Annotated in this window: 11 protein-coding genes; 5 read left to right on the forward strand and 6 right to left on the reverse strand. The window is 62.3% G+C overall.

The features are described from left to right. Positions 1-34 precede the first annotated feature (34 nt). From allE to allD, 4 genes are all read right to left on the reverse strand, one after another. The gene (gene allE, locus V8N38_RS05325; protein ID WP_060423489.1) at positions 35-820 is read right to left on the reverse strand and encodes a (S)-ureidoglycine aminohydrolase; all 786 of its coding nucleotides are present in this window, start codon (positions 818-820) and stop codon (positions 35-37) included. 57 nt (positions 821-877) lie between these two features. Then, on the reverse strand, positions 878-2,137 hold the full coding sequence (locus tag V8N38_RS05330) for an MFS transporter (RefSeq protein WP_043146764.1): 1,260 nt from the start codon (positions 2,135-2,137) through the stop codon (positions 878-880). Continuing rightward, a complete protein-coding gene (allC, locus tag V8N38_RS05335; RefSeq protein ID WP_060423491.1) occupies positions 2,134-3,381 on the reverse strand; it encodes an allantoate deiminase in 1,248 nt (415 codons plus the stop codon). The genes V8N38_RS05330 and allC overlap by 4 nt, the downstream gene beginning before the upstream one ends. Positions 3,382-3,553: 172 nt before the next feature. After that, positions 3,554-4,603: an ureidoglycolate dehydrogenase gene (gene allD / locus V8N38_RS05340; RefSeq protein ID WP_060423493.1), complete on the reverse strand. Its 1,050-nt coding sequence runs from the start codon at positions 4,601-4,603 to the stop codon at positions 3,554-3,556. 358 nt (positions 4,604-4,961) lie between these two features. Here allD and V8N38_RS05345 point away from each other — a divergent pair, with 358 nt between their 5' ends. The 5 genes from V8N38_RS05345 to cfa all read left to right on the forward strand — a co-directional run bounded on the left by V8N38_RS05345 (position 4,962) and on the right by cfa (position 11,060). Then, positions 4,962-6,629: an acyl-CoA synthetase FdrA gene (locus V8N38_RS05345; RefSeq protein ID WP_147839410.1), complete on the forward strand. Its 1,668-nt coding sequence runs from the start codon at positions 4,962-4,964 to the stop codon at positions 6,627-6,629. 9 nt (positions 6,630-6,638) lie between these two features. After that, positions 6,639-7,904, forward strand: coding sequence for a DUF1116 domain-containing protein (locus tag V8N38_RS05350; RefSeq protein ID WP_055312589.1), 1,266 nt, complete (start codon positions 6,639-6,641; stop codon positions 7,902-7,904). 16 nt (positions 7,905-7,920) lie between these two features. After that, positions 7,921-8,790: a DUF2877 domain-containing protein gene (locus tag V8N38_RS05355; protein ID WP_147839411.1), complete on the forward strand. Its 870-nt coding sequence runs from the start codon at positions 7,921-7,923 to the stop codon at positions 8,788-8,790. 21 nt (positions 8,791-8,811) lie between these two features. Further along, on the forward strand, positions 8,812-9,714 hold the full coding sequence (locus V8N38_RS05360; RefSeq protein WP_047025725.1) for a carbamate kinase: 903 nt from the start codon (positions 8,812-8,814) through the stop codon (positions 9,712-9,714). 194 nt (positions 9,715-9,908) lie between these two features. Then, positions 9,909-11,060, forward strand: coding sequence for a cyclopropane fatty acyl phospholipid synthase (gene cfa / locus V8N38_RS05365; RefSeq protein WP_049199945.1), 1,152 nt, complete (start codon positions 9,909-9,911; stop codon positions 11,058-11,060). A gap of 283 nt (positions 11,061-11,343) precedes the next feature. Here the strand turns inward: cfa and V8N38_RS05370 are convergent, their stop codons facing one another. Beyond that, positions 11,344-12,198, reverse strand: coding sequence for a co-chaperone YbbN (locus tag V8N38_RS05370; RefSeq protein WP_147839412.1), 855 nt, complete (start codon positions 12,196-12,198; stop codon positions 11,344-11,346). Between the two features lie 77 nt (positions 12,199-12,275). Next, the gene (locus V8N38_RS05375; protein ID WP_048232880.1) at positions 12,276-13,052 is read right to left on the reverse strand and encodes an SDR family oxidoreductase; all 777 of its coding nucleotides are present in this window, start codon (positions 13,050-13,052) and stop codon (positions 12,276-12,278) included. Positions 13,053-13,072: the final 20 nt, after the last annotated feature.

Genomic DNA, 13,072 nt, shown 5'->3' on the forward strand with positions numbered 1-13,072 from the left:
CGAGCAGGTGGCCTTGGTTTTGGCGGCGAAGCGCTTACGGCTCGACGTCGCGGTTGCAGTCCTTGGAGTAGATGTAGCTGAAGGTTTCCTGGCCCACCGCATAGCCCGCCTGTTGCACATAGGCGCCCATGAAGATGTAGTCGCCTTGCTTCACCGGCATCCATTCATTGTCCAGGTTGTACACGCCGGCACCGCTGAGAATGTAGGCGCCATGCTCCTGCACGTGGGTCTCGATGTAGCCGTGGCTGGCGCCGGGGGCGAAGGAGAGGATGTGCATGTTCATGTCGAAGCCCAGATCTTTCGGCAGCAGATCCTGCAGGATCACCTCGCTCATGCCCTCGTAGTGGATCTGCTCCAGGTTGGCGACGTTGTTGCTGACCACGTGCGCCTCGTAACCCTTGATGCGCTGATAGCGGCGCTTGTAGAGGAACAGGCGGCTGGATTGGCCGCCGTTGGCGTTTTCCAACCGCATCGTGACGCCCGCCGGGCAGTAAAGGTAGCCGCCGGCGGTCAGCGGGTAGTCGGTGGCGTCGGCGGAAGCGGTGATGGCGCCGTCGATGACGTACACGAAGGTTTCGAGCTCTTCGCCGCCAAAGCCTTTGGTGTTGCGGCCGCAGTCGTGCAGCGTCACCAGATAATCGACGAAGGTGGCACCCAGTTTCGGCGTCGACAAGATGGTGACGTCGCAGTTTTCAAAACCGGGAATGACGTTGCGCACCAGGCCGTTCGGCGGGATCAGCGCATAGTTGCCGCGTTTGATGATGGCGCGCGTTGACAGAATGTCGGTTGGATAACCGGTTTGATTGTTGAAGTAACCCACGTTGATTCTCCTGATCGTTGAAAGGGCGCCGCGGCGGCGCCCGGTAAAAAAGCGCCGTCAGGCCTCGGTGGCCGTTCGGGCTGCCGTAGTGCGTTTCATCAAGACGTTGACGGTGAAGAAAATGGCGGTGCCCACCAGCAGGATGGCGGCGGAGATGTAAAAGCCCATCACCTTGGAGCCGGTGCTGTCGGAGATCACGCCGGTGAGGAAGGGGGCGATCACCGACGAGGACATGCCGAAGAAGTTGAACACGCCGAAGCTGGTGCCATAGCCTTTCTTCGGCGCGTTGTCGGCGACGAAGGAGATCATGATCGGATCGACCGCCAGCTTACCCAGCAACCCGTACAGGATCAGGCTGATCAGCAGCATGGTGGAGTCCGGCGAAATGACGGTGCAAACCAGCATCACCGCCGCGCACAGCTCGAGGAAAATGATCAGCTGCACCTTCTTGTTGCGGAAACGGTCGGACATGCGGCTGAAGAACAGCGCGCCCGGCACCGACGCGAACGCCACTAGGGCGGAGGAGAAGCCGATGGCCACCCCTTCAAAGCCGCGCTCTTGCTGCAGGAACGAGGGCAGCCAGGTGACTATCATGTAGTAGCCGTAGCAGGTGGCGAAGTACATTGCGTAGGCGGAGATCATGCGCAGGCTGAACAGGCCGCTGGCCTGGCCGTCCTCTTCGGGCTCGGCAGCCGTCGGCGCAGCGGTCTGGCTGACGGCCGCCGGGGCTTGAGGCTGCGAGCCTTTGATGACCACGGCGAACACCAGCGTCATCACCACCAGCAGGCCGGTGATGATGAACAGCATGATCTGCCAGTTCATGTTGAAGCTTTTCACCAGCAGGCTGGAGGCGATCAGGCCGATGGCCATGCCGAGCGCCGAGCCGCTGTTGATCACCGCGGTCGCCAGGCCACGGCGTTCCAGCGGGATATTCTCCGACGACAGGGAGTAGGCCGAGCCGTAATAAGAGCCGCAGCCCATGCCCGCCAGCAGGCTGCCGGCATAGACCATGGTCAGGCTGGTGGCGTTGCCGATCAGCAGCGTGGCGATGATGAACAGGCAGAAGCCCGGGATCAGCACCACCTTCTTGCCGAATTTGTCCACCAGGATGCCCGCCGGGATCTGCATCCCGGTGTAGGCGAAGAAGTAGAAGCTGGCGATCAGCCCCATTTCCGCATTGGAGTGCGCGCCGATGGTTTGTTGGATCTCGGGGAAGATCGGCGTCAGGACGGTGCGATAGATCCAGATCACCGCCCAGCCCAGACAGAGCACGACGACGATCTTTTTCCAGTAGCGCGGGTCGATGTCGTTGCTCATGCCTCGGCCCCCTGTTCGGTGTAGGCCAGCTGATACAGCGTCTGCGCCAGGATTTTCACCCCTTCGTTCAGATCGGCGACGGCGGTTTTTTCCGCCGGGTTATGGCTGATACCGGCGATGCTCGGCACGAACATCATCACCGTCGGCACGCGCGGGGCGAAGATTTGCGAGTCGTGTCCGGCGCCGCTGTGCATCATGCGGTAATTCAGCCGCTGCGTTTCGCACAGGCGGCTGACGCAGGCCACCAGCTGTTCGTTCATCGGGATCGGCGCTTCGTCCATCCACAGATCGATCTCGGCCTCGATGCCCATCTCGGCGCAGATGCGCTGGATATCCTGCTCGATCTCCTGCGTGAAGCGCAGCAGCGCGGCCTGATCGGTGTGGCGGCAGTCGAGGGTGAAGTGGGTGAAGCCCGGCACCACGTTGACGGTGTTCGGCTTCGGCTCCACCTTGCCGAAGGTCAGCACCAGCGGATCGCCCTCGGCGCGCGCCTTGGCGATCGATTCGCAGCAGATGCGGCTGAAGGCGTGCACGGTATCCCGGCGGTAACTCATCGGGGTGGTGCCGGCGTGGTTGGCTTCGCCCTGCAGACGCACGTCATAGCGCCGTTGGCCGACGATGCTGGTCACCACGCCGATGGTTTTGCCTTCGGTTTCCAGCACCTTGCCCTGCTCGATGTGGATCTCGACGAAGGCCGCGATGTCGCTGCGCAGCGGCTGATGCGGCGGAGGGAAATCGAAACCGGCGTCGCGCATGGCGTTGACGAAGCCGACGCCCTTGGCGTCCGTAATGTGCTGCACGTCTTCCCGCCGGGCCAGGCCGACGATGTTCTTGCTGCCCCAGAACACATAAGGGAAGCGGCTGCCTTCTTCTTCCGCCAGCGCGATGACTTCCAGGCTGCGCAGCGGCGGGCCGTAGGTGTCTTTGAGGTGTTTGATCGCCATGAAGGCGGCTTCGATACCGAACTGGCCGTCGAGGTTGCCGCCGTTGACCACCGTGTCGATGTGCGAACCGGAGAGAATCACCTGGTCGGGGTATTTGCTGCCCTCCAGTCGGCCGAACAGGTTGCCGACCGCATCAAAATGGGTGCTCAGCCCAGCGGCCTCGAAGGTATTTTTCAACGCGTGCTGCGCTTCGATCCATTCCGGAGTATAAAGCAGACGCGTCATGCCGCCGCTGGGATCGGCGCCGATTTTCGATAACCAGCCGGAAATATCACGGATTTCTTGTTGGAAGTCTTTCATTTTTACCTGCCCGCATGTTGTGTCTCAGCGGCGATGCGGCCAGGGCTGATGCTATTCGCCGCCGGCCGGCCTATTGCGCTGAGCGCGCTGATGAAGGTTTTCTTTTTTCTCCCCGGCTCTGACATATCAACCGCGAGCCGCGGCGTAAAAAGCCCACGATAATAAGAGTGCGTTAACTGGCGAAGGGATCTTTATGGTCGTAAGAACGCTGGTAAATAGCATTTGAAATTAAGTATTGATAAATATCGTCGACGATTTCGATACCGTTTTTCTCGCTTTCCATTTCACGCGCATGGCTGTTCTGCCCTGGATAAAGCACTTTGCTGACGCCCGGCGCCGGCTTAACGGCATTCAATTCTTTCATGACCTGGCTGATATTTTTACGGAATGCGGATTCGTTGGTGAAATAACCCGGGTTCAGAACGATATGCAATTGGCCCAATTCCCGGCCGGCGCTGAGATCGTGATACATCGAGCTGACGTGTTTGCCGAACGGCAGGCCGAGCAAAATGCCCGACAGCACGTCGACCATCATCATCAGGCCGTAGCCTTTCGGCCCGGCGATCGGCAGCAGCCCGCTGACGGCGAACGGATCGGTGGTGTGCTTGCCCTCGGCGTCCACCGCCCAGGTATCCGGGATGGCGGCGTTGCGCGAGCGGGCGTCCAGCACTTTGCCCCAGGCCTGTACGGTGGTGGCCATATCGAAGGTGATCAGCTCGTCGCCTTCGCCCGGCGCGGAGAAGGCGATGGGGTTGGTGCCGTAGTAGACTTCGGCGCCGCCGTACGGCACCACCATCGGATCGGACTGGCACAGCGAAATGCCGATCATGCCGGCGCGCGCCGCCTGTTGCACGAAGTACGACAGTGCCCCGCTGTGGCCGATGCGGCGTACGCCCACCACCGCCACGCCGTTCTCTTTCGCCATCTCGATGGCGCGATCCATGCTCAGCTTGGCCGCCACGTGCCCGGCGCCGTTGTCGCCGTCGAAAATGGCGCTGCAGGGGCCGGTTTTTTCAAAGGTGAAATGCGGGTGATTGTTGGTGCCGCCTTTGCTGATGCGTTCGGAATAGTATTCGACCCTGACCGCGCCGTGAGAATGAATGCCGCGCGCATCGGCATGAACCAGCACGTCGGCGACGATGCCGGCGTGTTCCTGGCTCAGGCCGGCGGCGTGAATTTTTTGCTGGATAAGCTGATGTAATTGTTGTTTAGAGACCTTCATATACAGTCCTTTTATCACTACGGTTTATTTAATTCGCCTCTGCGTTGTAATGTATAAATACCGGGGGGGAATAATGTGATCCAGATGCGTTTTATCCGATTGGATTAAAAATTCGTTGAATTAAATCGCCATTGTTAGAAGTTTTTTTATAAATGATTATTCCCGTCTGGATTAACTAATATTCAGGCGATTAAGTTATTTTTTCTAACAATAGATAAAGTGTGACCGTACTCACCTCTGGGCGTGGTTTTAATTTGTAGCTTGATCATTAACCTTTTCGCTGGATTCAATGCATCGCCGCACCGCCGGTGCGGGAAATATTGCCGATATTATTAAATGCTGTCTTAAGGATATCACCATGATCCATGCTTTTATTAAAAAGGGGAGCTTTCAGGATTCCGTCAGCCTGATGTTGATCTCCCGCAAACTCAGTGAATCTCCCAAGGTCGAGGAAATATCCGTCATGATGGGGACACCGGCCAATAAGTCCTTATTGGAGGTGACCGGTTTCTGGCACCCGCAGTTTAGCGAAGCGACGCCGAACGATATTTGCGTGGCGATCAAAGCGGAGTCCGCCGACGAGACGATCGCCGAGGAGATCGGCGCGGCGCTGGAGACGGCGCTCAAGGCGATTGCGCAGGGGGGCCAGGGCGGCAAAAAACTGCTGCGGGCACGTAGCTGGCGCACCGCCAGGCAGAAGCTGCCCGCCGCCAATCTGGCGCTGATCTCGATCGCCGGCGAATACGCGGCGGAGCTGGCGGATAGCGCGCTGGAAGACGGCTGCAACGTGATGATGTTCTCCGACAACGTCAGCGTGGCGCAGGAAGTGGCGCTGAAAACCAAGGCGCGCGAGCGCGGGCTGATCGTGATGGGGCCGGACTGCGGCACCGCCTGCATCGCCGGCGCGCCGCTGGCGTTCGCCAACGTGGCGCCCGCCGGCTCTATCGGCGTAGTGGGCGCCTCCGGCACCGGCATTCAGGAGCTTATTTCGCAAATTACCCTGGCAGGCCAGGGCATCTCGCACGCCATTGGCCTCGGCGGGCGGGATTTGACGGCGGAGATCGGCGGCATCAGCGCCATCAGCGCGCTGCGCATGCTGGCAGCGGATCCGCAGAGTCTTGTGCTGGCGTTCGTGTCCAAACCGCCGGCACCCGAGGTGCGCCAACGGGTGATCGACGAGATGAAAGCGCTCGGCAAGCCGGTGGTGGCGCTGTTCCTCGGCGCGCAGTCCGCCGTGCGCCAGGAGGGCAACATCACGTTCGCCGCCACGCTGGATGAAGCGGCGCGGCTGGCGGCGATGCTGGGCTGCGTGCAGCAACAGGCGGCGCAGCAGCCAGCGGTCCCCGGCGGCAAAATCGCCGGGCTGTACGCCGGCGGCACGCTGGCGGCCGAATGCGCGATGCTGCTGGCGGAAAAACTGTCCCTGCCGGTGGATAGCGAACACCCGCGCGGCGCCATGCTGGTGGCCGACGGCCATCGCATTATCGACATGGGCGATGACTTTTATACCCAGGGGCGCCCGCACCCGATGATTGACCCGACCGCCCGCAATCAAGAAATCGCCCGCCTGGCGCAGCAGCCGCAGACTGGCGTGTTGCTGCTGGACGTGGTGATCGGCTTCGGCGCTCAGGACGATCCGGCGGCGTCGCTGGCGGCTGAGGTGGCCAACGTGCGCGCGGCGCGCGGCGCGGCCCACCCGCTGGCGGCAATCGCCACCGTCACCGGCACCGAACAGGATCCGCAGCAGCGCTCGCGGCAAATCGCCACCCTGCAGGAAGCCGGCATCGCGGTGATGCCGTCGCTGCCGGCGGCGGTCGCGCTGGCGCATCAGCTGATTACCCCCGTCTTACCCGCACTCGAACGCGAACGGCCGGCCTTGCTGGACGGCGTCGCGGTGATCAACGCCGGGCTGCGCAGCTTCGCCGATGACCTGCAAACCAGCGACATTCCGGTGGTGCATTACCAGTGGGCGCCGGTAGCCGGTGGCGATCAACGATTAGCCAACATCTTGAAAAAATTAAAGTAAGGAACCGCTATGTACGCAACGATTGAGCAAGCAAACGCCGCCGTTATCGCCCGTATCCGCGAGGCGCGCCCGCACTGGCAGGATGTGGATCTGGCGCACCGCTTGATCCCGCAACTGGCCGAAGGGCGCAAGCTGCTGCATGCCGGCCCGCCGGTCACCTGGCAAGAGATGAGCGGCCCGGTGCGCGGCGCCTGCATCGGTGCCTGCCTGTTCGAAGGCTGGGCGCAGGATGAGCAGCAGGCGCTGGCGCTGCTGGCGCAGGGGGAAATCGAGTTTATCCCGTGCCACAGCGTGAGCGCGGTGGGGCCGATGGGCGGCATCACCTCGGCCCACATGCCGATGGTGGTGGTCAGGAACACCGTTCACGGCAATTACGCCTACTGCAACATGAACGAAGGCATCGGCAAAGTGATGCGCTTCGGCGCCTACGGCGAGGACGTGCAGCAGCGCCTGCGCTGGATGCGCGACTCGCTGGCCCCGGTGCTGAAAGCGGTGCTGGCGACGCTGGAGGAAGGGATCGATCTGACCGCGCTGATGGCGCAGGCGATCAGCATGGGGGACGAATTCCACCAGCGCAATATCGCGGCCTCGGCGCTGCTGATGCGCAGGCTGGCGCCGGAGATCAGCCTGCTGCCGCGCGATAAGGCGGAGCTGGCGCAGGTGATGCAGTTCCTCAGCATCACCGATCAGTTCTTCCTCAATCTGGCGATGGCCTACTGCAAGGCGGCGATGGACGCCGGGGCGGAGATTGAGCAGGGCACCATCGTCACGGTAATGACCCGCAACGGCAAGAATTTCGGCATCAAGATCAGCGGGATGGGCGATCGTTGGTTCACCGCGCCGGTGAACACGCCGGAAGGGCTGTTCTTCTCCGGCTTCAGCCAGGCAGACGCCAACCCGGACATCGGCGACAGCGCGATCACCGAAACCTTCGGCATTGGCGGCGCGGCGATGGTGGCGGCACCGGGCGTGACGCGCTTCGTCGGGGCTTCCGGCGGCATGAGCGCCGCCACCGACATCTCCGAGGAAATGGCGGAAATCTACCTCGAGCGCAACATGATGCTGCAGATCCCGACCTGGGACTTCCAGGGCGCCTGCCTGGGGCTGGATGCCCGGCGGGTGGTGGAAACCGGCATCACGCCGCTGATCAACACCGGCATCGCCCACCGCGAAGCCGGGGTCGGGCAAATTGGCGCCGGTACGGTGCGTGCACCGCTCGGCTGCTTCGAGAAAGCGATCGAAGCGCTGGCCGACAAGCTCGGCATTACGGCGTAAGCGAACGGAGGCGCATATGGACATTATCGCGTTGGCCGGCAGCCGCCATGCGACGCAGGATTACGGCGCGCTGCGCTGCGTCGGCAGCTTCAACAACGCGATCAATTTCCTGACGGAAAACGCACGGCTGCTGACGCTGCACCGCGCCGGCAGCGGCCTGAGTCCGATGGGGTGGCAGCTCGGCGCGCGGGATTTCGATCGCGTGCGGCGTGTGGTGCCGTCCGTACGACGCTGCGCTTTCTCCGCCACAGGCATCACGTTGGATGCGCTCCTGGTGCGGCCCGCCACGGCGGCGCGGGATCTGGCGCTGGCGCCGCGTGCGGCCATTGCCGATCGGCCGCTGACGGCGGTATTGCAGCGCTGCACGGCGCAGTGCGGGTTGCACGGCGAGCTGGGCCGATTGGTGAGGCAGCCGTTAACGCCGGAGCCGGCCGCGCTGGTGCGGGATTTTTCCCGTTGGCTGCGGGGCGACACGGTCGACTGGCACCAGGCGCTGGGCAAGGGGCCGGGGCTGACGCCGAGCAACGACGACACCTTGCTCGGCCTGCTGCTGAGCGCCCACCTCGACAGCCGCATCCCGGTTAGCGGGCTGGCGCCGTTTTTCGCCCAGACGCCACCGCTGGACGCGCTGACCACGCTGGTGAGCGCGCACTACCTGCGTTACGCCGAGCAGGGCCTGTTCGCCACGCCGCTGCATGCGTTGGCGCAGGGGCTGCGGGCGCCTGAAGGCGTATCGGCGGCGGTGGCGGCGGTGCTGAGCCTGGGGCACTTCTCGGGAGCGGACACGCTGCTGGGCGTGTGGCTGGGGGTGACGACGATTAACGCACTGTGCGGCGCGCGGTGTGAACACGAGGGCCGGATCGCGGATCCGGCCGGGACGGTATGATTTCAACTACGGGTGCAAACCATGAAAACCTTGGTCATTGCGTTGGGCGGCAACGCCCTATTGCAGCGCGGAGCCGTGCTCTCTGCGGAAAATCAGTATAAGAGCATCGCCCTTATCGCCGACGCCATCGGCAAGCTGGCGCAGAAATACCGCATTGCCATCGTACACGGCAACGGGCCGCAGGTGGGGCTGCTGGCGTTGCAGAACCTGGCGTACCGCGATGTGCCGCCTTATCCGCTGGATATTCTGGTGGCCGAAAGCCAGGGCATGATCGGCTATATGCTGGCGCAGCAGCTGAGCGCCAGCCATCCGCAGCAGCCGGTGTCCACGCTGCTGACGCGGGTGCTGGTGGATGCGCAGGATGCGGATTATCAGGCGCCGAGCAAGTTCATCGGGCCGGTGTATGCGCCGGAACAGCGGCAGGCGCTGGAGGCCAAATACGGCTGGACGCTGAAGGCGGACGGCAACTACATCCGCCGGGTGGTGCCTTCGCCGGCGCCGCAAAAGATCCTCGACATCGAGGCGATCACGCTGCTGCTGTCGCAGCGGCACATCGTGATCTGCAACGGCGGCGGCGGTATCCCGATGATCGCCGGCGAGCATGGGCTGACGGGCAGCGAAGCGGTGATCGACAAAGATCTGGCTGCGGCGCTGTTGGCGGAGCAGGTGGGGGCCGATCATCTGGTGATCCTCACCGATGCCGACGCGGTGTACCAGGAGTGGGGCACGCCGCGCCAGCGCGCTATCCGGCGCGCCACCACGCAGGAACTGGCGCCGATGGCGGTGGCGGACGGCGCCATGGGGCCGAAGATCATGGCGGTCAGCCGCTTCGTCGATCGCACCGGGCGGACGGCCCATATCGGTGGCCTGCAGGATATCGACGCGGTGCTGGCGGGCCAGGCCGGCACCTCTATTTTGCCTTAGCCGCCGTCGGTTTATCCGCGCCCGCGCTGGCGCGGATAAGTATGCCTAAATGGCATGATTTCAATAATTTTTATTCATTTCATGATGTTGCTCGCCTTGGCTAGAGTAAAAACACCCCCGTATTTACCGTCAAAAATTTGTCATTTTTATTTGCGACTATGCTTTTTGAAATGACATTTCGGCCAAGGATTGTTATGGATTCGCTCAGTGTTGATGAACTCGCCCAGAAGAAGGATCGCTGGTATCGCATTGTGGAGGAGATGTTGGCGGAAGCCGGCGTCGCCATCAACGGCCCGCGCGCCTGGGATATCCGGGTGCACAACCCGGCGCTGTTCAAACGCATTTTGCAGGAAGGCTCGCTCGGTTTTGGCGAAGGCTATATGGACGGCTGGTGGGAGTGCGAACGGCTGGACATGCTGTTCACCCGCATTCTGCAGGCCGGCGTCGATGAGCGGCTGCCGAAAAGCCTGAGCGACATCGCGCGCGTTGCCTATGCCCGGCTGTTCAACCGCCAATCGCGCAAGCGCGCCTGGCAGGTGGGCAAAGAGCACTACGACATCGGCAACGACCTGTTCCGGGCGATGCTCGATCCTTACATGCAATACTCTTGCGGCTACTGGAAAGAGGCGCAGACGCTCGAGCAGGCGCAGCAGGCCAAGCTGCGGATGATCTGCGAAAAACTGCAGCTGAAACCGGGCATGACGCTGCTGGATATCGGCTGCGGCTGGGGCGGGTTGGCGCAGTTTGCGGCGCAAAACTACGGCGTCTCGGTGCACGGCGTGACCATTTCCGCCGAGCAGCAGAAGCTGGCGCAGGCACGCTGCGCCGGGCTGGACGTCGAGATCTTGCTGCAGGACTACCGCGATCTGGATCGCCAGTTCGATCGCATCGTATCGGTCGGCATGTTCGAGCACGTCGGGCCGAAAAACTATGAGACCTATTTCAGCGTCGCGGCGCGCAACCTGAAGCCGGATGGCCTGTTCCTGCTGCACACCATCGGTTCCAATCAGACCGATCTCAACGTCGACGCCTGGATAGACAAATACATCTTCCCCAACGGCTGCCTGCCTTCGGTGCGGCATATCGCCGAGGCCAGCGAAGGGCGTTTTGTGATGGAGGATTGGCACAACTTTGGCGCCGATTACGATCGCACGCTGATGGCCTGGCTGGAGAACTTCAAACGGGCGTGGCCAGAGTTGGCCGGCGGCTATTCCGAGCGCTTCGAACGCATGTTCACTTATTACCTGAACGCCTGCGCCGGCGCGTTCCGTTCGCGCAACATTCAGCTGTGGCAGGTGTTGTTCAGCCCGGCGGGCGTGGAAGGTGGGGTGCGGGTCTATCGCTGATATCCCCGTCATATTTCAAGCTGCATCTGTGTTGGCTGCGTTTGCGCGCCCCGCTCGCTTACTTGAGTAAGCTCCCGGGGACTTACAAACTTGCCGCCTTGATGCAACTCGAACTATTTAGGGGATACCCTTCAATATTTACTTTGGGACAACAGATATACCCAATGGATTTCCAGTTGCGTCCAGGCGGCAAACGTGACAAACCCCAGGAGCTTAGATAACTAAGTGACTGGGGTTCGAACATGCAGCCGATAACGATGCGGTTGGAAAGAAGAAGGGTATATCAGTACAGCAGGGAGTACAGCTGGCGGCGATACTTAGCGGCCAGCGCGTCGCCGGTGCCGAGCGCGGCCAGAATGTCCATCAGGGTCTTGCGCGCGTTGCCGTTGGCGGCGGCCAGATCTTTCTTCAGATGCCCCATCAGCAGCTCCAGCGCTTCTTCGTTACGCCCGACCTGATGCAGCTGCAGCGCTAGCTGCACTGCCAGCTCGACGTTGTCCGGCTGCTGCTGCACCTGCTGTTGCAGCTGTTGGATTTCCGGCGTGTCCGCCGCCTGCTTCAACAGTTCAATCTGCGCCACCAGGCCCTGATAGCGGGTATCGCGATCCTGCAGCGGGATGGTTGCCAGCACCGCTTCGGCGTCTTCGCTGCGGCTGAGCGCGATCTGGGTTTCGGCCAGGGTCAGGCCGATGTCGCTGCGCTGTTGGCTACTCTGCCAGGCGTCTTTCAGCAGCGGCAACGCTTCGGCGGCGTTGCCGGCGGCCAGCAGTTCCTGCGCCTGCGCCAGTTTCAGGTCTTCTTCCTTCGGCAGGAAACGCTGCAGCAAGTCGCGGATCGCTTCTTCGGGCTGCGGGCCCTGGAAGCCGTCGACCGGCTGGCCGTCTTTGAACAGGTAGACCGTCGGAATGGAGCGCAGCCCGAATTGGGAGGCGATCATCTGTTCGGCGTCGCAGTCCACCTTGGCCAGAATAAACTGACCGGCGTATTCCGCCGCCAGCTTGTCCAGCACCGGCGTGAGCTGCAGGCAGTGTTGGCTGCGCTCGGACCAGAAGTAAAACAGCACCGGAATGCACATCGATTGTTCCAGCGTCTGGTGCAGGTTAGTTTCGTTAATATCAACAACAGCTTGAGCTAGCATCTTTTTTCTCTCTGATCGTGCGGAGCCATGGGGTGTAGATGGGGGCGCGCCGCCATTCTTCAACCCCGGCGGGCGAATTAAGCGTTGCCGCGCAGCAGCCAATCCAGACAGCGGCCCGGCAGAATGCGGCGCAGCACGCTCATGGCGTGCGCCAGCAGGGTCACCGGGTAGCGCAGTTTGGCGCGCGGGCTTTCCAGCGCGTGGCGCAGCTTGGGCAGAATGGCCTCCGGCGGCAGCGTCAGGCGCTTGGCGATGCCGGGGTTGTGCACCGGCTTGTCGCTCTGTGCCTGGTTGACGTTCTGGCTAAAGTGGGTAGAAATCGGCCCCGGTTCGATCAGGCTGACCTGAATGCCGCTGCCGTGCAGCTCCATGCGCAGCGCGTCCGACCAGGCCTCCAACGCGAACTTGCTGGCGGCGTAGGCGCCGCGCCCGGCGCTGGAGACCAGCCCCATCACCGAGCTGGTCTGGATAATGCGCCCTTCGCCGTGCGGCAGCATTGCCGGCAACAGCAGCTGGGTCAGCTGGTGGGTGCCGAACAGGTTGGTGGCGAACTGCCGCTCCAGCTGGCTGCGCGAAATGCGGCTGAGCGGGCCGTAAACGCCGAAGCCGCCGTTGTTGAACAGGCCGTACAGGCGGCCACCGGTCAGCGCGATCACCTCGGCGGCGGCGCGCTCGACGCTGGCGCTGTCGTCCAGATCCAGCTCGATGCCTTCCAGCCCGAGCTGGCGCATGTTTTCCACGTCCTGCGGTTTGCGGCAGGCGGCCAGCACCCGATAGCCGCGGTTGCGCAGATCCTGCGCCGCAATCAGTCCAATCCCGCTGGAGCAGCCGGTTATCAATACTGCTTTTTGCATAACTTTACCTAGTGTACGAC

Origin of the sequence: Serratia nevei (assembly GCF_037948395.1) — a bacterium.
Lineage (GTDB): Bacteria > Pseudomonadota > Gammaproteobacteria > Enterobacterales > Enterobacteriaceae > Serratia > Serratia nevei.

Bases quoted from the DNA above. Each gene is read 5' to 3' on its own strand.
- V8N38_RS05330 (WP_043146764.1), bottom strand. From the start codon at position 2,137: ATGAGCAACGACATCGACCCGCGCTACTGGAAAAAGATCGTCGTCGTG.
- allC (WP_060423491.1), bottom strand. From the start codon at position 3,381: ATGAAAGACTTCCAACAAGAAATCCGTGATATTTCCGGCTGGTTATCG.
- allD (WP_060423493.1), bottom strand. From the start codon at position 4,603: ATGAAGGTCTCTAAACAACAATTACATCAGCTTATCCAGCAAAAAATT.
- V8N38_RS05345 (WP_147839410.1), top strand. From the start codon at position 4,962: ATGATCCATGCTTTTATTAAAAAGGGGAGCTTTCAGGATTCCGTCAGC.
- V8N38_RS05350 (WP_055312589.1), top strand. From the start codon at position 6,639: ATGTACGCAACGATTGAGCAAGCAAACGCCGCCGTTATCGCCCGTATC.
- V8N38_RS05355 (WP_147839411.1), top strand. From the start codon at position 7,921: ATGGACATTATCGCGTTGGCCGGCAGCCGCCATGCGACGCAGGATTAC.
- V8N38_RS05360 (WP_047025725.1), top strand. From the start codon at position 8,812: ATGAAAACCTTGGTCATTGCGTTGGGCGGCAACGCCCTATTGCAGCGC.
- cfa (WP_049199945.1), top strand. From the start codon at position 9,909: ATGGATTCGCTCAGTGTTGATGAACTCGCCCAGAAGAAGGATCGCTGG.
- V8N38_RS05370 (WP_147839412.1), bottom strand. From the start codon at position 12,198: ATGCTAGCTCAAGCTGTTGTTGATATTAACGAAACTAACCTGCACCAG.
- V8N38_RS05375 (WP_048232880.1), bottom strand. From the start codon at position 13,052: ATGCAAAAAGCAGTATTGATAACCGGCTGCTCCAGCGGGATTGGACTG.